General features: G+C 59.6%; 13 protein-coding genes and 2 pseudogenes. 6 read left to right on the top strand and 9 right to left on the bottom strand.

The window, feature by feature from the left end; genetic code table 11:
* Window positions 1–284 precede the first annotated feature (284 nt).
* From ACROHD_RS11135 to ACROHD_RS11115, 5 genes and pseudogenes are all read left to right on the top strand, one after another.
* Window positions 285–8,195 carry an Ig-like domain-containing protein gene (locus tag ACROHD_RS11135; RefSeq protein ID WP_432677879.1) on the top strand — a complete coding sequence of 2,637 codons (7,911 nt, stop codon included), beginning with the start codon at window positions 285–287 and terminating at the stop codon, window positions 8,193–8,195.
* 153 nt (window positions 8,196–8,348) lie between these two features.
* A complete protein-coding gene (locus tag ACROHD_RS11130) occupies window positions 8,349–8,549 on the top strand; it encodes a DUF6447 family protein (RefSeq protein WP_432677878.1) in 201 nt (66 codons plus the stop codon).
* Window positions 8,530–9,105, top strand: coding sequence for a hypothetical protein (locus ACROHD_RS11125; RefSeq protein ID WP_432677877.1), 576 nt, complete (start codon window positions 8,530–8,532; stop codon window positions 9,103–9,105). Before ACROHD_RS11130 ends, ACROHD_RS11125 begins: the two co-directional genes overlap by 20 nt.
* A gap of 71 nt (window positions 9,106–9,176) precedes the next feature.
* The gene (locus tag ACROHD_RS11120; RefSeq protein WP_432677876.1) at window positions 9,177–9,398 is read left to right on the top strand and encodes a transposase; all 222 of its coding nucleotides are present in this window, start codon (window positions 9,177–9,179) and stop codon (window positions 9,396–9,398) included.
* Window positions 9,392–9,556 (top strand): annotated as a pseudogene (locus ACROHD_RS11115) (IS66 family transposase); the annotation flags it as partial. The gene ACROHD_RS11120 and the pseudogene ACROHD_RS11115, both read left to right, overlap by 7 nt.
* Here ACROHD_RS11115 and ACROHD_RS11110 read toward each other — a convergent pair.
* From ACROHD_RS11110 to ACROHD_RS11100, 3 genes are all read right to left on the bottom strand, one after another.
* Entirely contained in the window at window positions 9,534–11,306 is a 1,773-nt protein-coding gene (locus tag ACROHD_RS11110; protein WP_432677875.1) for a hypothetical protein, read from the bottom strand. The pseudogene ACROHD_RS11115 and the gene ACROHD_RS11110 sit on opposite strands and share 23 nt — an antisense overlap.
* Window positions 11,307–11,375: 69 nt before the next feature.
* Window positions 11,376–11,681 carry a helix-turn-helix domain-containing protein gene (locus ACROHD_RS11105; protein WP_432677873.1) on the bottom strand — a complete coding sequence of 102 codons (306 nt, stop codon included), beginning with the start codon at window positions 11,679–11,681 and terminating at the stop codon, window positions 11,376–11,378.
* 107 nt (window positions 11,682–11,788) lie between these two features.
* The gene (locus ACROHD_RS11100; protein ID WP_432677872.1) at window positions 11,789–12,085 is read right to left on the bottom strand and encodes a transposase; all 297 of its coding nucleotides are present in this window, start codon (window positions 12,083–12,085) and stop codon (window positions 11,789–11,791) included.
* Window positions 12,086–12,105: 20 nt separating this feature from the next.
* Here ACROHD_RS11100 and ACROHD_RS11095 point away from each other — a divergent pair.
* Window positions 12,106–12,747: pseudogene (locus ACROHD_RS11095) on the top strand (IS256 family transposase); the annotation flags it as partial.
* A gap of 25 nt (window positions 12,748–12,772) precedes the next feature.
* On the opposite strand, the gene ACROHD_RS11090 reads toward ACROHD_RS11095, so the two are convergent.
* From ACROHD_RS11090 to ACROHD_RS11065, 6 genes are all read right to left on the bottom strand, one after another.
* On the bottom strand, window positions 12,773–13,543 hold the full coding sequence (locus ACROHD_RS11090; RefSeq protein ID WP_432677870.1) for a hypothetical protein: 771 nt from the start codon (window positions 13,541–13,543) through the stop codon (window positions 12,773–12,775).
* Window positions 13,540–14,724 (bottom strand): tyrosine-type recombinase/integrase, encoded by a 1,185-nt coding sequence (locus ACROHD_RS11085; RefSeq protein WP_432677869.1) that lies wholly within the window; start codon window positions 14,722–14,724, stop codon window positions 13,540–13,542. The genes ACROHD_RS11090 and ACROHD_RS11085 overlap by 4 nt, the downstream gene beginning before the upstream one ends.
* Window positions 14,725–15,120: 396 nt before the next feature.
* On the bottom strand, window positions 15,121–15,921 hold the full coding sequence (locus ACROHD_RS11080) for a crotonase/enoyl-CoA hydratase family protein (protein ID WP_432677868.1): 801 nt from the start codon (window positions 15,919–15,921) through the stop codon (window positions 15,121–15,123).
* Window positions 15,918–17,201 carry a CaiB/BaiF CoA transferase family protein gene (locus ACROHD_RS11075; protein WP_432677867.1) on the bottom strand — a complete coding sequence of 428 codons (1,284 nt, stop codon included), beginning with the start codon at window positions 17,199–17,201 and terminating at the stop codon, window positions 15,918–15,920. Before ACROHD_RS11075 ends, ACROHD_RS11080 begins: the two co-directional genes overlap by 4 nt.
* Window positions 17,202–17,208: 7 nt before the next feature.
* On the bottom strand, window positions 17,209–17,538 hold the full coding sequence (locus ACROHD_RS11070; protein ID WP_432677866.1) for an NIPSNAP family protein: 330 nt from the start codon (window positions 17,536–17,538) through the stop codon (window positions 17,209–17,211).
* Between the two features lie 17 nt (window positions 17,539–17,555).
* Complete coding sequence (locus ACROHD_RS11065; protein ID WP_432677865.1) at window positions 17,556–18,992, bottom strand: aldehyde dehydrogenase family protein; 1,437 nt, start codon at window positions 18,990–18,992, stop codon at window positions 17,556–17,558.
* Window positions 18,993–18,997: the final 5 nt, after the last annotated feature.

Here is an 18,997-nt window from a genome sequence, read left to right as displayed (position 1 = left end):
ATAAACTCAATCAAGGATGAGCCAGAGCCTCCAAAACAAAACCCGCTCTGATGTCCCAAATTATCTGACGACGGACAATTTACTGAACATGTTTTTATTGCCGGGGTATGGAAGACGCTGTAGAAACATCGCGACGCAGTCTGCTATCGGCTGCCCCAAATATGATTGCGAGTGACGCCCGGACTCTGTCTGGGCGGCTCGGACCCACTATACGTGCCCCTGTGGCACACCATGATTGAAAAATGGCTGCTGAGCAGCGGCCGCACACAAAGAGGGAAGCCCCAATGCCCATCAATCTCAGCGCGCTCACCGCGAAGCAAGCGATCTCCGCCATCTACATCGGCTATTATGACCGTGCGGCAGATGCCCAGGGCATGGAGTTCTGGCTCGGCCAGTACAACGAATTCCTCGATGGGGCCGCCGACGGAAACCCCGGGATGAGCCTCGAGGACATCGCGACGGATTTCTCGACACAGTATGAGACTCGGTCGCCGGATTTTGCCGGTTACTCCTTCTTCGAAACACCTTCAGTCGCATCAGCTAGCGCCTTTATCTCAAATGTTTATTTGAACCTCTTCGATCGTGCGCCGGATGCTGCAGGCCTGGCGTTCTGGACCGACCAGCTCGTGACTGGCAACTTCGCGGTCGGCGAGATCATCCTTAAAATTATCGAAGGTGCACAAGGTACCGACCAGGCGAAGATCCTCAACAAGATCGAGGTTGCGACAGACTGGACCGAAAGCGCTGCGGATGCCGGCATCTCGACGCCTTCCAACCCGATGGGCGAGTCCAACAACGGTGTCCTGTCCATCGTGGACCAGCCGGCCTATGACTCGGCCCGTTCGGTACTCGACGGTGTCGACGAGACCGCGCAGTCCGTAGCCAATGCGAAGGCCGCCACCGACACCTTCATCGACGGCTACTTCAACGATGCGCCCGTCGCGGACGACTCCTTCGTGGACACGAACGAGGACGCCGCCGTCGTCATCACTCCCGACGTGACCGATGCCGACCCGGGCGCCGTGCTGACCTACACGATCCTGGGCCAGCCCGCCAACGGCACCGTGGTGGTGAACGCCAACGGCACATTCACCTACACCCCGGACGCCGACTTTAATGGCACCGACAGCTTCGACTACGAAGTGACCGACGAGTGGGGCGAGACCGCCACTGCCACGATCGAGGTCAATGTTGACGCGGTCAACGACGCGCCTGTCGCGGCTGCCGCGGCTGCCTCGCTGAACGAAGATGCCTCGATTAACGGCTCGGTCTCTGCGACCGATGTCGACAACGACGCTGGCGATCTGACCTTCTCGGTGCAGGCAGCCGGTCAGCCGGCCAACGGTGCCGTCACCATGAATCCGGACGGCACCTACACCTACACGCCGAACGCGGATTTCTTCGGGACCGACAGCTTCACCTACACCGTGACCGATCCCGCGGGCGCGTCCTCGACCGCGACCGTCACCCTGACCGTCGCTGCCGTGGATGATGCCCCGGTTGCCGCCGACAATTCCCGCGCGGTGAACGAGGGCAGCTTCATCCTGGACGGACAGGTCTCGGCCGATGACGTCGACAACAACAACGCCGCCATTACCTATGCCCTCACCGGTGTTGCGCCGGCAGGCCTCGTGCTCAACGCTGACGGCACCTACACCTTCGACGCCACGGTCGGCACCTACGACAGCCTCGATGCCGGCGACATCCAGGTCGTGACCGCGACCTATGTGGCCACCTCGAACGGCAAGACGGATACCGGGACCATCACCATCACGGTGACCGGCACGAATGACGCGCCTGTGGCAACCGCTGCAACGGCCTCGACGATCGAAGACACTGCAGTGAGCGGGACGCTCGTTGCGACGGACGTGGATGCCGACGACCAGCTGACCTACAGCCTGGCCACCCCGGCCTCGAACGGCGACGTGACCGTGAACCAGGACGGATCGTTCATCTATGATCCGAACCCGGACTTTAACGGCATCGACAGCTTCACCTACACCGTGACCGACTCGCAGGGTGCGACCAGCACCGCGACCGTGTCCATCGGTGTCACGCCGGCCGATGACGTCCTGACCGTGGGTGTTGACAACATCAATGGCGGTCAATCGGATGATGTTGTCATCGGTAATGAGAGCACCTTCAACGCAGGTGACAACGTTGAGGGCGGTGCGGGCGAAGACACCGTGATCGTTAACGTCAATACTGGCGGCAGCGACCTCAACTTTGCGGGCTTCACGCTCGACGTTGAAACCTTTCAGACGACCATTGATGGCCCTGGCGGTTCCGCAACCTTCGATATGTCGGGATCGGAGATCACCGGCAACACGTTCATCAACGCCAACAGCACGGCTGACGTCACGTATAACCGCGTGAACATGAACCCTGATGGCCCGGATGCGGACAGCCGCCCGCAGCTCGACGCCGAGCTGCGCAACGTGACGCAAGGTGCAGATACCACCTTCACGACGCGGCCTGCCGAGGTTGTCGGCGGCAACGACGAAGCAAACGTTCTCATGTCAAACGTCGACAACAACGCCCACATCGGCGAGTTGAGCTTCTTTGGGACGCCCGGCGACTCCGAGGCGAGCCCGGCAGGGACCGCCAACTCCGGTCTCGAAGTCTTCGATCTCTCGGTCGAAGGCAGCCCGCTCGACGTGTTCCTCAATGACCTGAACACCCCCGGCGGCACGACGGTGAACATCGCTACGGATACCGGCCCCGGTGCGTCTGGTCTCACGATCGGTGATGAAGACATCCCGGGTAATGTTGCGGCCCCCGTCGCCACGAACTTCACTGCAGGTACGGCCACCGGGTCCATCACCGGCTTTGACAACCCCGTTAGTAACACGATCATCACGGTGACGTCTTCGGGCGATGGCGATGTTGCTCTGTCGCTGCAGGACGATATGGACACTGCAACTGCGGCCCGCAGCGCGGGTGCAACCGTAACGCTCGATGGTGGCAATGACACCATTTTGGGCAGCCAGCTTGGTGATGTCATCAGTGGTGGTGACGGTGCCGACGTGCTGGGTGGTGCTGGCGGCAACGACAGCATTTCTGGCCAGGGCGGTAATGACCTGCTGATGGGTGACGACTCCGGCATCGGTGGTAATTTCAACGACACGCTCGATGGCGGCACCGGAAACGATACCCTGCTCGGTGGCGGCGGTTCCGACGTGCTTCGCGGCGGTGATGACAACGACATCCTCATGGGTGGGGATGGAAGTGATAACCAAAGCGGTGGTGCAGGCAACGACACCATCTCGACGGGTGATGCGACGGATACTGCGAACGAGACCGTCAATGGCGGCGCGGGCGATGACGTCGTTCACACTCGGGGTGAACAGCTGGTTGGCTCGAACCCATTGATCTTCATACCGAAGTCTGATGTCTTGTCCGGTGGGGCCGATACCGACACCCTGGTCGTGACGCTCGGCAATGGTGTGGCCAACGCGAATGACAACGGCATGAACGATGTCACTCAGTTTGAGACGATCAATCTGAATGACGGCCAGCACACCTACGTCATCGACAATAATTCGGCCTTCGACCTCGACTCTACGATCGTCACGGTCAACGCGTCGGATGCACAGAGCCTCGGTGGCACCAGCGCAGATTTCGTGAACTTCAATGCATCGGTTCTGAACCGTGCGATCCAACTGATCGGCGGGGACGGCAGCGACACGCTGATCGGTGGTGCAGGTAATGACACGATCGCAGGCGACGGTGACAATGCCGGAAACAACGGCGGGAACGACTCTCTCGTCGGTAATGCAGGTAACGACACCTTCCTGACAAACAACTACGAGCTGGATGGTGGTGACACGATCAGCGGTGGCATCGGTAACGACACTCTCGTTGTCCAGGACCAGCGTGGTAGCTCTACGATTGATCAGGACGTCACGGGTATCGAAACGCTCGAGGTTCGCGAAATCGCACCGGGTAACTTTACCCTCAACATCACCGATGACTTTACGAATGGTGGGACCACTCTCCATGTTGATGCGGGCGTGTTGGCAAACAGCGCATTGATCCTGAACCACAACAACCAAACCGAAAACAAGGCGACGGACGTTGATGTCAAGGCTACCGGTGGAGCCCAGAACGACACGTTCAACATGGGTGAGAACCTGGATATCGGCGACACGATCGACGGTGGTGCCGGCAATGGCGACCAGCTGATCGTGGGTACGGTCAGCAACACGGCAGATGCCGACTTCACCAATGTGTCGAACGTCGAGGTGCTGACTGTAACCGGTGCTGGCAACGGAACTCTGGTTCTCGGCCAAGAGGCCTTTGATGCGGGTATCCGCACGGTGAATGCAAGCGGGGCGACCGGCAACATCACCATCAACGCGGCGAATTTCCCCGGTGAAATCACCATCATCGATGGCAACGGCAACAACACGATCATCGGGCCGAACAGCGACAAGGCCACGATCGTCCTGAACGGCGGTAATGATAACATTACCACCGGCACTGCCGACGACGTCATCGAGATCGGCAATGGCGATCTCGATGCGAACGACACGATCACCGACAATGGTGGTAACGACTCGATCGAGTTCCAGAACATGGACAACGCGAATGCCGGCGGTATCGCAGCGACCGTGAACCTGGACAACGTCTCGGGCATCGAGAACTACACCTTCGAGGGCAATGGCGTTCGTTCCCCGGTGAATGGCATCGATAACCACACCCTTACTTTCCAGGGTGGTAACGTCGGCACGGTGACGGACATCAATGTGGATGGTTCGAACGTTACGGACGGCAATGACAGCCTCACGGTGGTCATCGGGGGTACCGATAACGCACTGCCCAACGTGGATGTGGACTACCGCTTCACGATCGATGGCACGGCCGGTGATGACCGCCTCTACAAGGCGAACAACGGTCTGAACAATCAGATCGTGTTCAACGGTGGCGCGGGTAGCGACACGGTGTCGATCTTCGACGGTGACCTTGGCGGTACGACCACCATTGATGGTGGCACGGGTATCGACTGGCTCAGCCAGACTGGTGGCACCTGGACGGATGATGACTTCATCAATGTCAGCAACGTCGAAGGTCTCACGGCAGAAAGCCCGCTCGTGGCGACCCTCGGTGCCAATGCTGCAGCGGCCGGTATCGACCGGATCCTCGGGACAAACCTCAACGAGAATGTCCTTCTCGATGCGGCGTTTACCAATGATCTGATGGTGGATCTGTCGAATGGTGGCGATGACACCATCGATGCAGGTGCAAGCAGCGCGACAATGCGGTTCTTTGGTGTCGTTGACACCAATGACATTACCGCGGCTGATCAGCTGACTGGTGGTACCGGCACAAACGACAGCATCCTGCTCGAATTCCAGGGCAATGGCACTGCTGACTTGTCCAACACCAATGGTGTCGAGATCGTGGACATCACCGAAGGTGGTTCTGGCACGATGACCCTCGTTCTTGGTAACACTGTCAACGACAACGCCAACAATCTTCTGACCATCAACGAAGTCTCGGCGGGACCGATCGATCCGTTCTTCAACTCCTTCAACAGCAATTGGGACGGTGAAACCTTCATCGTGGATGGTGCCAACTACAACGGTGCAATCCTCCTGAACGGTCAGGTCGGATCTACCGGTGCTGTCGGAAACATCACCACGAGCAACGTTGGTAATTTCAACGACACCATCAACGCTGGCGACGCAAACGATACTGTTTCCACCAACGGCGGGAACGATGTCATTGACGGCGGCAACGGTAACGATGTGGCCGATGCCGGTGCCGGCAATGACTCCGTCGATGGTGGAAACGGGGCCGACGATCTCTTCGGCGGCATCGGAAACGATGTGGTCAACGGTGGTACTCAGAACGACACCGTTGATGGCGGTGCTGGCATCGATACGCTCGACGGCGGTGACGGCAATGACCTGATCATCGGCGGCAGCAACGAAGAGGTTCCGAACCTTGCTGTGAACCAGGGTGATCGCCTGACGGGTGGAAATGGGGACGACACGTTCCGTTTCAACGAAGTCATGGACTCGGCCGGGCTTGATCACGACGTGATCACCGACTGGGGCAATGGCAACAACACCATCGAGATCGATGAAAATGTGCTGTTCCAGGCTGGTGGCGCTGCAAATGCGGTTGCGTTCGCGGGTAATGCCCCGAACTTCGCTCAGGCGCAGGGCACCATTGCTGCAACCGCAGGAGATGGTGTTGCTGACTACGTCTTCCAGGCGGGCAATGCCGTTGAGGCTCCGACCCTCTGGATCGACGTCAATGATGACGGTGACCTGAACGGTCAGGACATCCAGATCGAGCTGGAAGGCTTCGCCGGCGCGTTTGCCGGTGGCGAGGTTGTCCTCGTTGACGCCAATGAGCCGGATGCGCCAGTCTTCACGTCGGTGACGGTGGATAGTGCTGGCCCGAACGGATCTAACACGGACTTCGAAACCAACGACAACACTGCGCCTGTGGTTCGTGTGTCGTTCTCGACGGCAACCGACGGGACCGGTGCGCGGATTGGTGATGTCCTCGATGTCACCGGTGCGCCTGGTGGTGCGCTGCAGAAGGTGCTTGATGCAACGGATATCGCCAATGGCTTCGTGGACTTCACGCTGCCGGCAGGTCCGATTGCGGATGGTACCTACGGCATGTCGGCCACTGTCACGGATACCTTTGGTACCGTGCAGGTCAGTGCAGCTGCGGCGCAGAATCTGGTCATCGACACGACTGCAACGGTCTTCATCACGTCGGTGGCGGATGATGACGACAACACTCCGATTAGCGTCATCAACTCCAACGAAGAGGGTGACCTGGTCATCACGGGTACTGTGGCAGGTGTTGAAGACGGTCAGACCGTGAACTTCTCCATCACCGACGGTGTTGGGACCGTAAACGGCTCTGCTGTTGTCAGCGGTGGTGCGTTCACGACCGCAGGTCAGAACATTGACGTATCTGGTCTCAACGATGTCGCGATCACCGTCACGGCGACCGTGACCGATCAGCAGGGCAACGTTGCGAACACCAACTTCGCCGCAACGAAGGATACTGTGGCAAATCTTGCGATCACTGGTCTTAGTGGTGAGTTCATTGTCGATGGTACGATCAACGTGGTAGAGGACGCTTCGGGTGCTCTGGTCCTCAACGGGACAACTGCCGGCGTTCCGAATGGCTCTCTTGTCAGCATTCAGTGGACTGACCAGGATGGTACTCCGGTCACCAATTTGGGGGCTGTTGTAGCGGCCAATGCGTTCTCCATAGCAATTCCTGCGAACAACTTCTCGACGTTCTATCAAGATGGACCGATCACGTTCTCTGCTCAGGTCGAAGATCCTGCAGGTAACGTTGCTACGGACACCTTTGTTGCTACACTGGACCTGACGCCTCCGACGTTGAACGTTACTGATGCGCGTTACAATAACCTTAACAAACAGCTCACCATCAACGGGACGTTCGATACAAGCGCTACAGTCGACTTCACGCAGCTCACGATTGATACGCTCACTCCGACAGCGGGACAGGCTTTCCTGACGAACTTTACCGCTAACCAGATGGTTGTTCAGTTTCTCAGCCCCTTTGTCGCGGGTCCTGGCAATCTGGACTTCTCTATCGGCGACGGCCTTGTTGATGATCTCGATCTGGCCACTGGTTTCTTGGTTGACGGTGCCGGCAACCTTAGCGGTGCCGACATCAACAATCCTGTGGCGTTGGACATTTCCTCTTTGTCGTCTCCGTTCGACCCGATGGTGGGTAACGTTCTGGCCGACAACATCGAGATCAATGTCGCTGGTGAAGGCGCAACTGGTAACGGGGGAGCTGATAAGTTCATCCTGGACAACATCTACAATGCTCAGGATGCCTCCGGTGTCATTGCTGATATCAACGATTTCGATGCCTCTGAGGGCGATCTGATCCAACTGGATGCATCGGATATCAATGGTGAAGTGGCAGGTAGCCCGTATGCGGTGGGCGATGATGGTGCCGCGGTGGCGTTCGTCACTTACCTGAATGGCCAAGCCGAAGCAGCCACGAACCAAGTGGGTACGCTGATCTATGACAGCGTGAACCAGCAACTGCGTATCGACTATGCAGGTGACACCACTTGGAACGGTGCGGTTGTCAACGATCCGGGCAATGACGATGACATCATCGATCTGGTCGGTATCAATGGCACCCTGAGCGCCAGCGATATCGAGTTCCTGAGCTAATCCGGACACTATCAAGATGATGATCGCCGGTCCTTCGGGATCGGCGGTTTTCTTTTCACTCACCCGCTTCATGTCTCGCTTGAGCTCTCGCAACCGAGGCGCTAATCCCAAGCTTTCGGCAAAGAAGAAACCTGGAAACAAGGAGGACAGCCCGTGGCCAAGGTCACTATCGATGGTAAGGAATACGAGACCGACGACATGGCGGAGGACGCACGTCGTCAGCTGCAGAATGTTGTGTTCTGCGACCGGAAGCTTGAAGAGCTGCGCAACGAGGCTGCCGTGATCCAGACTGCGCGCAACATCTATGCCCGCAACCTTGCAGGCCAGCTGAATGATGGCTCCGACGACAACTGAAGCCAGTCAAGGCAGCCCGGAGCTATCGGTCCGCCGCTTTACGACGAAATTCGTGCCGGATGAAGACCGGATCCAGGTTCTTATCGAACTGAGCTCAGGCGAGGTGAAGGTGGCGTGGTTGACACGTCGCCTTCTCAATCGTCTGGCAAAGGCTCTTCTAGAACGCCTCGAATCCTCTCAAGCCATCGTTTCGGTGGATGCGCCCCGCGCCGCGGTGGCAGCACAGAGGTTCTCGCAAGCAGATGCTGTGAGCAGAATCAAGCCCCAGACGGCGGTGACATTATCGACCGAGGTTGAAGACGCGCATACGCAGGCGTTGGTGACACGCGTCGATGTGCATACACGTACAAAGGGGATCCTGCTCGTCATGTATTCAGATGAAGGCCTTGTTCAAGCTCTTCCCCTTACCGAACAAGACCTACGTCAGTGGCTGGGCGTCATCCATGACCAGTACAAGGCTGGCGGGTGGCAAGAAAGGTTCTGGCCGTCCTGGATGAGACAGACCGACCAGGCCTCTGGTGTCTCGCTGCGTGCTAACAGAGTCCGGCTAAGCTGATCTCTCGTAAGCGCGCCTCGCCGATCCCCTCCTGCCGCTCTGAGACTATCTGTGCGTGTCCTGTTGTCGAGATGAGCATAGGGCTGGACGGCAAAATGGACGGCTCAACGGATGGTTACGCGGGCCAAATCGAGGTCTTGGAAGGCCTGTCAGGCCGGCGCATGCGGATCGCGGCGGAGAGCCTGGTGCCCGGGGCGAAGGTGGCGGATGTCGCACGGCGACATGACGTGACCCGCTGGCAGGTCTACGATTGGCGCAAGAAGCTGATGGCCGGCGCGCTGGCCCCGGCCTGACCCGGTTCCTTGAAGACGGCCGTCTGGAGCTGGACACCAACCCGGTCGAGAACCAGATCGGGAAAATTGCTCTGACTCGGAAAAACGCCCTCTTCGCCGGGCACGAGGTCGGCGCAGAGAACTGGGCAGTGCGACCTACGCAATCAGGTAGCTGTCGAAGTCGCTTTGCAACCCGATCAATGAGACGGATCCGCCATCGTCGAATTCCCAAGTCTGAATGAAGCGCTGCTCCATTGGATTTGCCAGGACCTCGGCATCGATCACGATGAGATGCCCCTCGATAAAGAGGACGTCTACGTCGGATGTGGAGATCACGTGATCGATATATTGGCGCGCATTATCATCATATCTGATGTCCACGGTAGTTCCGGATACCTCCCCGTCCGTGGAGGAGATATCGTCGAGTGTGATCGTGGAACCGGCGTCGATCACGCCACTCGACGGTTCCGCGGCGTCTGGCTGAACAAGGTCCAGCACACGGTCGATGACATCTGTGGCGGCGGTCACGTCAAAGGAGGATTGAATCGTGATCGCGTCAAGCTGGTACTCTCGCAAGGCTGGCTGCCAAGCTTGCTGCACGACATCCAGAGCGTCCTTGAAACCCATGCTGTCGGACGAGTCCAGAAGCGATGACAGATCCAAAGTGATCTCGGGCTGCAGTCGATCGGCGGGCTTTGACACCTCGAGGGGGATATCCGCGCGAGACTTGAAGTTCCTTCCGGCTGAGTACGGTGTCGCCGTCTCGGCCGAAAAGAGCACAGCATCCGGTGTTGCAAAAGACAGCTCGAAACTATCCTGAACGACCGGCTCAGCATGGTTCTGGGATGCCTTGTCGTCGCGGACGTCCTCGAGGAGTGACACCGCATCAATCCTTGCCGCTGCGACGGACGCTTCGGCGGTGTCGTACGTCTCTGACCCAGGTATGACGGTGGTCTGCCGCTCGCCGGTCTGCGCTGTCTCGGCATGGAAAAAAGACGCATGCCCGGGCGCTGCTTCAAGCTCGGCGAGGATCGCGCTGTATTTCTCAGTAAGTATGACTTCCGACAGGAAGCCCAGGTTGATCGCAAGCGTGTTGAGGGCCAGGGCGGCATTATTGGGCGCGGCGCTGGCCGTTTGTGCGAACTGCCCGGTCTTGTCTCCAGTCTGGAGTAGGCCGTACTTCTCGATGTCTTTGGCAGAGATCGTGTTCTGAGGTCTGTCGCCGGGTTGAACGTCGGCGACGTCCTCGTCCTCCCGCCGTGCAGCAGCGTCGCGGTCCTCGGCGAAAAACGCCTCAAGCCCGTCAGCCACGCCGTCCTCCTCCGCATCCGGCTGCACGAGGACCAGCTCTTCGGATGATATCAGGAACGTCCATATCAGCGCGGCCAGGATGGCCGTGGGATGCAGCCGGAGCGTACTATTCCTCGAGAGGCGAACGACACGGTGTTCCGTGGTGTCCTCAGTCTCAAGCGATGAGCCGGAGGCAGTTTTGCTGAGGCCAGTGAAATCATTGATCAGGCTGTTGAAATCGCGGCCGCGTAGCGGACGATCAATTGTAGGGCTGTCGAGAATGTAAAGGCCATCGACCCGGCAGAAATGGGCAAATACGTCACCGTCCGCGCGACAGAACACAAACCAGGGGTCACCTTCATCTGTAATGCCACGGTCCACTTCGCAGGCTACGCCGGCGGCGTCGAGAAGCCGTTTGACGCGAAACAGATTGGCCAGCTCCTGGTTGCCCCAGTCCCGGATCGCCGTATGAGAGGCCGCATCCGAGACTGTGCGAGGCCGTGTCGAGAGCCGCCCCATCTCCAGATCAAGCTGCCCTTCAGGTGTCGTTTTGAAAAACAGCGCCGGCTCATCGCTGTTCAAATAGGATGTATCCGGTGCGCCACCGTCAATGCATCTGAATTTCACGATGTCTGCCATTCAAGATCTGTTCTTCCAGAACGCAAGGCCAGTGTTAGCAGTCTTGGCTTGCTCGCCAGTGGTTTCGCCTCACGCCGCATCATCCTCGTACAACACTTTGTACGCGACGGGGTGATAGTGCTTAAGGAGCACTTTAACGAAGCTCCTCGGTTCCTGGCCCAGGGCTTCGGCCCATTGCACATAACGCTGTTCCGGAATCTTGCCACGCCCGGTTTCAAGTTGAGAGATGAAGGTATAGTAATCAAGAGATAACAGATCAGCGAGCTCTCTCTGGGAGAGCCCAAGCTCTTCGCGCAGGGATTTCAGCCATATTCCCAAGGCTATACGCTGTTCCTTGCTCTCTTCCGGCGATGTTTTTTGCAGTTCGGCGAGCATCTCTCATATCCTCGGTGGCAGCGGCAGCAGATGTCTGTATAGCACATCCCAACGCAAAGTAGTGTAAAAACTATACCTGCTTCTTCTTTTTCTTCTAGCAACTGTGTTTATTCGCCGAGCTGAAGCTGCCACGGGATGCCAGTTTTGATGATCGCGTTGGCGATTGTGATCAGCCTGCGTGCGATTGCGATGATGACGAGCTTGTGGGGCTTACCGCGTTCTTTCAGACGTTTTGCGACCGGTTTGAGAACTGGATTATGGCAGGCAGCGGCGAGCGCAGCCTGGAACAGAACACGTCGCAGCGATCGTCGACCGCCCGCAATCGTTCTCCTCCCTCGCATTGCCCCGCTGTCGTGTGGGACTGGTGCCAGGCCAGTCATGGCACCGGCTTCGCCTGATGTCATTCGGCCTAGTTCGGGCAATTCGGCAATCAGCATCGCAGCTGGGCGTCGGGCCGTCGGAGGCAGAAACCTTCTGGATGGACTTCCTGCGCAGCCTGAAGGCTCGCGGGCTCGATGGCGTGAAGCTGGTGATCAGCGACGCCCATACCGGCCTGAAAGGCGCGATCTCGCGGGTCTTCGAGGCAACCTGGCAGCGTTGCCGGGTTCACTGGATGCGCAACGCCCTAGCGCATGTCTCGAAGGGCCAGCACACCGTCGTCGCCGCCGCGATCCGGCAGGCCTTCGATCAGCCCGACCGAAAGCATGCCGGGGAAACATGGCAACGCGTGGCAGATCAATTGCGCCCCCGCTGGCCCAAGCTGGCCGACCTGATGGACGCCAGCGAGTACGACGTGCTGGCCTACATGGCCTTCCCGCGCCAGCACCGCACCAAGCTGCATTCGACCAACCCAATCGAGCGTCTGAACAAGGAGGTGAAACGGCGCGCTGACGTCGTAGGCATCTTCCCGAACGAAGCCTCTATCATGCGCCTGATCGGCGCCGTGCTGTTCGAACAGAACGACGAATGGCAAACCTCAAGCCGCTACATGATGGTCGAGGCCTTCGCCCAGATCGACAAGGAGGAGATCGATCCCATTCTCAGCATAACCACGAAAGCCGCCTGATCATGACCTCAGGCCATCTGGGAAATTACACCACCTTGACGGACGCTACCCTCATTTTTCGCATTACGCGAAGCGCACTATTCGCGTTGCAATCAATGTCAAGAACGCCGAAAATGTCCTCTACGAAACACACAAATGGCGAAGCGGCTGGGTTCCCACCAACTTCACCTTGATATTGGCTGTGTGCATATTTAGGCGCCTGTTTCCCAGACCTCGCTTCCCAGATCTTTCGGCACGCTGTCACCACCGCAGCCGCCTGCCGATTAGATTTGTTTTGACCACCCTCACTCTCAAGAAAAGCGAGTGCTTTTTCTGCACCGCCCCGCAAGGCCTGAGTGATCAGCAGGAGATTAAAATCTGGTGGGATGGTTCTGTGAAACCCGTCCCCGACGCTTTCTTGGTATCGCTTTTGGGAGTGTTTTGACAACTCATACTTAACAAAACCGTCCAGTCTCGAAGCGGCCTCTGTTGCAAGGTTTAAGCCCTTTAACATGTCTTCAAGAGCCTTCTGATTACTCTTTTTTTGTATGTGCCCCATCACCTCGTCTGATAATCTGTAGCAAACGAAAATAGACCACGCGCACGCACTGCTTTGCGGGTTTTGTTTCGTGCCATCGATAGTCTTCGTTGTTCCGCTCCATGTGGAGTTTTCTACTTCCCAACGGGAAAAGTCTCTCGGCAGATGCTCTTCGATCACGGCCACTAGTCTGGGCTGTAGTTCCCTAACGAAGAATTTCGTATCCTGATGGGAGAGTTTTTTCAGGTAGTCGAGGTGAGTATTCTGATCATCGCTCATGCCAACTTCACCACTTTACCTTTCCCGCCGGTGACCTGATCCGCCCACCGCTCCATGAGAACCCTTCGCTGCTTTAGGAAGTCCGTCTGCCGGTAAGTGCGCACCACTGCGCTGTCTGTGACGTGGCCCAGCACGGTCTCGGCCACCTCGTGCGGGGCGTCAGTTGTCTCGGCCAGCCACGTGCGCAGACTTGTGCGGAAGCCGTGTGGGCGCGCCTCTAGGCCTCTGCGCTCCATGAAGCGCGACATGGTCGCGTCTGAGATCACCCCCTTCCGGACACTGGGGAAAAGATAGCCATCGCGCATATGAGGCTGAGCAAGCTCGATGACTCGCAGAGATTCAGACGACAGCGGAACCCGAAAGTCTGTGGTCTTGCCGCGGCGTCCTTTCATTGCCTCTGCTGGAATGGTCCAGACATCCCCATCGATCTCTTCCAGCCGAAGAAACCTGAGAGGGCGACTACGGACCCCAGTCAGGATCAAAAGCCGAAGCGCCAGATGGGTGACGGTTGGCTCGGCCAGACTGGCATAGAAGGCGGGCACCTTCGGCCACGACATGGCCGGGATGTGTTGTGTCACGTGCCTTGAGGTGCCGAGCAGGGCCTTGGCTTTCTCAGCAATCTGCAGATCCACATCCAAGCCCAGCGCCGCTGCATGGCGCAGAACGATGCTTAACCGGTTGAGCGCTTTGCGCGCTGTATCGGCTTTCGTGTGCCAGATCGGTGCAAGCACCGTCTTGATGTCGTGCTGGTCAAGATCCTCGATGGGCACTTGCCCAAGCTTGGGAAGCACGTGAAGCTCAAGAGGCGAAAACCAGCGGCCAGCCTTGCCGTCATCCTTGAGGTCAGCCTTGCGCGCTTCGAATGCATCCTCGGCAATGACGCGCAGCGTGCGGTCTGCTCGGGCCGCCTCGCGCTTCAGTTTCTCGCGTTCTTTGATTGGATCTTTGCCAGCCCGCACAACAGCGCGCCACTTCTGAGCCTCGGCCCGGGCTTCCTTCAGCGAGACATCATGGAGGCTCCCCAAGCCCATCTCACGACGTCGTCCATGGATGGTGACCCGCAAAAACCACTGGGCACCCCCATCAGGACGCTTGTGCAGCCAGAGACCAGCCCCATCCGAATACTTGCCCGGCTGAGCAGTCCGCACATGAACTGCAGTGAGTTTATCTCTGGCGCCCATGCAACCACCCTTCTGTCCACCCCAACATATAGCATGGCATGAGACGAATTGATATGGGGTGATATGAGCATCCTGCTGTTTTATTGAATTTTACTTAAGTGGCAAGGCAATCTGACACTACATGATATGGGGTTACAATGCCCTCGACCGGCACCAGAACAAGCCTCCAACTCATTTGGTCTTGATCCCGTTAATTCCTGCGACGACGCAAGTCGGCTCGGAGCCCAAGGTAGACACCCCTTCCTGTTGAAGCCTCGCGGCGCGCCGAACGCTTTTGAAACGACCGCAGATGGTCCAGCGGATGTCGGCGTCCCGCTGAACGCCTCGTCGCTCGGCTCGAACATTTGCCTTGGGCGCGCAGCAAGAAAGCGGTGGAGGCAGAAGCTCCAGCTCTGCCTAGTCTCCTTTGAATCGCGCGTCCCGACGCTCGAGCAGGGCAGCGACCGCCTCGGCGTGGTCGGAGGTCTGGTGCGCCGCACCCTGGTAGGCGGCCGACAATTCCAGGACCTGGCCGAGCGTCGAAACCGTGCCCTCGCGCATAAGGCGCTTGGTTAGGCGTAATTGCCTGGGCGGATTGCGGGCGATGCGGCGAGCCAGTTCCATGGCCGCATCCATCAGCTCATCGGGCGGCGTGACCCGCGACACCAACCCCCATTCCAGCGCAGTCCGTGCATCGACGGGATCGGCGGTAAAGGCCATCTCCGCCGCCCGGGACAGCCCCACCTGCCGGGGCAAGATCCAGGCCCCGCCATCGCCCGAGATGATCCCGACATTCACGAAATTCTCCGCGAATGTCGCCGTCTCCGATGCGATACGGATATCGCAGAACAGTGTCAGGTCGCACCCTGCCCCATAGGCCGGCCCGTTGACCGCCGCGATCATCGGAACTTCCACCGACCAGACCGCTTTCGCGACGCGCTGGATCCCGGCGCGGTAGGCATTGCGCACAGCGATCGCATCGCCTGCGAAAATGCCCTCCTTGTCGCGCATATGCTTGAGGTTTCCGCCCGACGAAAACGCCTTTCCCGCGCCGGTCAGGATCGCGCAGCGGATCGACTGGTCGTTGTTCAGCCACTCCATCGCAGCGCAGATATCTCCGATCATCTCTGCATCGGTGATCGGGTTGCGCAGCTCGGGCTGGTTGAGGGTGAGAATGGCGATGCCGTCTTCCTGCGAAATCAGAAGCCTGTCGGTCATTGTTCGTCTCCGGCGTTGAACGGGGCGTTTTCTCTGCCAAGCGTACCGTCCGCCATCAGACCGTCGAGGTCGAAATCGGTCGGGTCCAGCAAGCGGCCGAGCACCGTGCGGGTGTCCGCGCCCAGGGTCGGGGCGGCGCGCGGCGGGATCGGTGGGGTGCGCGACATCTTGATGGGCGAGGCGACGCCCACCAGCCGGTGCCCCTCGGGCGTTTCGGGTTCGGTCCTCATGCCGCGCGCGATAACCTGCGGGTCGGCGAAGACGCGGTCGATGGTGTTGATCGGACCAACGGGCACATGGGCCGCGCTCAGGGCCTCGATCCAGTCGTCCATGGTGCGCCCCGAGATCAGCCCTTGCAGGATCGGGACCAGCACGTCGCGGTGGCGCACCCGCCCGGGATTGGTGGCAAAGCGCGGATCGGCCGCCAGACCCGGCGCACCCGCGACGTCGCAGAACCGGGCGAACTGCCCGTCATTGCCGACCGCAAGGATGACGTGGCCATCGCTGGCGGCAAAGACCTGGTAGGGCACGATGCTGGGATGGGCATTGCCCAACCGGCCCGGCGCGGTTCCGGTGGCAAGGTAGTTCATCGCCTGGTTGGCCAAGGTAGCGACCTGAACGTCGAGCAGCGCCATGTCGACATGCTGCCCCTCGCCCGTGGCATCGCGATGCCTGAGCGCCGAGAGGATGCCGATGACGGCGTAAAGCCCGGTCAGCAGGTCGGTCAGCGCCACGCCCACCTTCATCGGCTCGGCACCCGGTGCACCATCGGGCTGGCCGGTCACGCTCATCAACCCGCCCATACCTTGCACGAGGAAGTCATAGCCCGCGCGGTCGGCATAGGGCCCGGTCTGGCCGAAGCCGGTGATCGAGCAATAGACAATGTCGGGTTTGACCTTGGCCAAGCTGACATAGTCGAGCCCGTATTTCGCAAGCCCGCCGACCTTGAAATTCTCGACGACCACATCGCTTTGCGCGGCAAGTGCCCTTAGCACCCGCTGCCCTTCCGGCCGGGCCATGTCGACGGCGACCGACCTCTTGCCCCGATTGGCCGCGTGGAAATAGGCGGCACTCCGGTCTCGCCCCTCTGCGTCCGAGAGATTGGGCGGCCCCCAACTGCGGGTATCGTCCCCTTCGCCCGGGCGTTCGATCTTGATCACCTCCGCGCCCATGTCGGCAAGGATCTGCGTGGCCCAGGGCCCGGCAAGGATCCGGGTCATGTCGAGCACGCGCAACCCCGAGAGGGCGGCACCGGGGGCGGTTGGTGGGGCCTCGCTCACGACCGGCCTATCGCATCGCGGAGAAGGCGGTCGGCGTGAGGAAGCTGGAGGCGATATTGGCCACCACTTCCCCATGTTCCCGCTGATGCGCCGCGCGCGCCGCAACCCATTCGGGATCGCTGGCGAAGGCATTCCAGAGCTGCTCGCGCTCGGCCAGGGAGTCCCATGCAAGGAAATAGGTCAGGTCATGATTGGACGGACCGACAAGGGTGGTGAAGAACCCCACCGGGCGCAGGCCGATCCGGTCCCAGATCCGCAGGGTCGTGGTCTCGAACCGCTGCAGCAGCGCCGGCATGCCGCCGGGAACGCAGGAATAGACGCGCATCTCGTAGATCATGGAATATCCTTTGTGACTCAGGCCAAGGTGTAGGCCGTCTTGACGGTGGTGAAGAATTCGGCGGCATAGCGCCCCTGCTCCCGCGACCCGAGGCTCGATGCCTTGCGCCCGCCGAAGGGCACGTGGAAATCGACACCGGCCGTGGGCAGATTAACCATCACCATCCCGGCCTCGGCGTTGCGCTTGAAATGGGTGGCGTGCTTGAGGCTGGTGGTCGCAATCCCGGCGGAGAGACCGAACTCGGTGTCATTGGCGACGGCGAGCGCCTCGTCGTAATCCTTGACCGGGATGACCGCTGCGACCGGACCGAAGATCTCTTCGCGGGCAATGCGCATCTGGTTGGTGCAGTCCGCAAACAGTGCTGGCGCCTGGAAAAAGCCGTCCGTTTCGCGTTTTAGGCGCTCGCCACCCGTCACAAGCCGCGCACCTTCGGCCTTGCCGATCTCGATATAGCCTTCGTTTTGGTTTAGCTGGTTTTCATCGACAACCGGGCCGATCTGCGTGTCGGGCGCAAGTGCGTCGCCCACCCGCAGGGCGGACATGCGTTCGGTCATCCTGGCCAGGAATGCGTCCTGCACGGCTTCTTCGACGATGATGCGCGAGGACGCGGTGCAGCGCTGCCCGGTGGAAAAGAACGCGCCTTGAACCACGCAGTCGACGGCAACGTCCAGATCGGCATCGGCCAGCACGACAAAGGGGTTTTTACCGCCCATCTCAAGCTGCACCTTGCGCATCAGTTCCGCTGATTTCGCGGCAAGGGCCGCCCCGGTCGGAACCGACCCGGTGAAGGTCAGGGCCGCCACATCGGGGCTATCCACGATCGCTTGCCCCACGACCGATCCGCGCCCCATCACAAGGTTTAGCACCCCATCGGGCAGGCCCGCTCGGTGCAGGATATCGACAAGAGCCCAGGCACAACCCGGCACAAGGTCGGCAGGCTTGAACACCACCGTATTGCCATAGCAAAGCGCCGGAGCGATCTTCCAGGCCGGTATGGCGATGGGAAAATTCCAAGGCGTGATGATACCCACGACGCCCACGGGCTCTCGGGTTATCTCAACACCCACGCCCGGGCGGATCGAGGGCAGCGCCTCACCCGAGAGGCGCAGCGCCTCGCCTGCGAAAAAGTCGAAGATCTGCGCCGCGCGTACGGTCTCTCCGATGCCTTCGGCCAGCGTCTTGCCTTCCTCGCGCGCCAAAAGGCGCCCCAGCTCATCCTTGCGGGCGAGGATCTCGTCGGCGGCCGCGCGCAGCACCTTGTGGCGGTCCAGGGGACCGGACCGCGACCACGAAGGAAAGGCCGCCTTCGCGGCGGCGATCGCGTCCTCAGCCTGATCGGCGCTGGCACGGGCATAGTGCCCGATCACGTCCGAGATATCGGACGGGTTGATGTTCGGCGTCGTCTCACCGGTGATCCATGCACCGTCGATCAGGTTCATCTTCGGCTCTGGCATGATGC

This window comes from Nioella aestuarii (genome assembly GCF_050896395.1).
Taxonomy (GTDB): Bacteria; Pseudomonadota; Alphaproteobacteria; order Rhodobacterales; family Rhodobacteraceae; genus Nioella; species Nioella aestuarii.
This window is presented reverse-complemented; position numbering and strand designations above follow the sequence as displayed.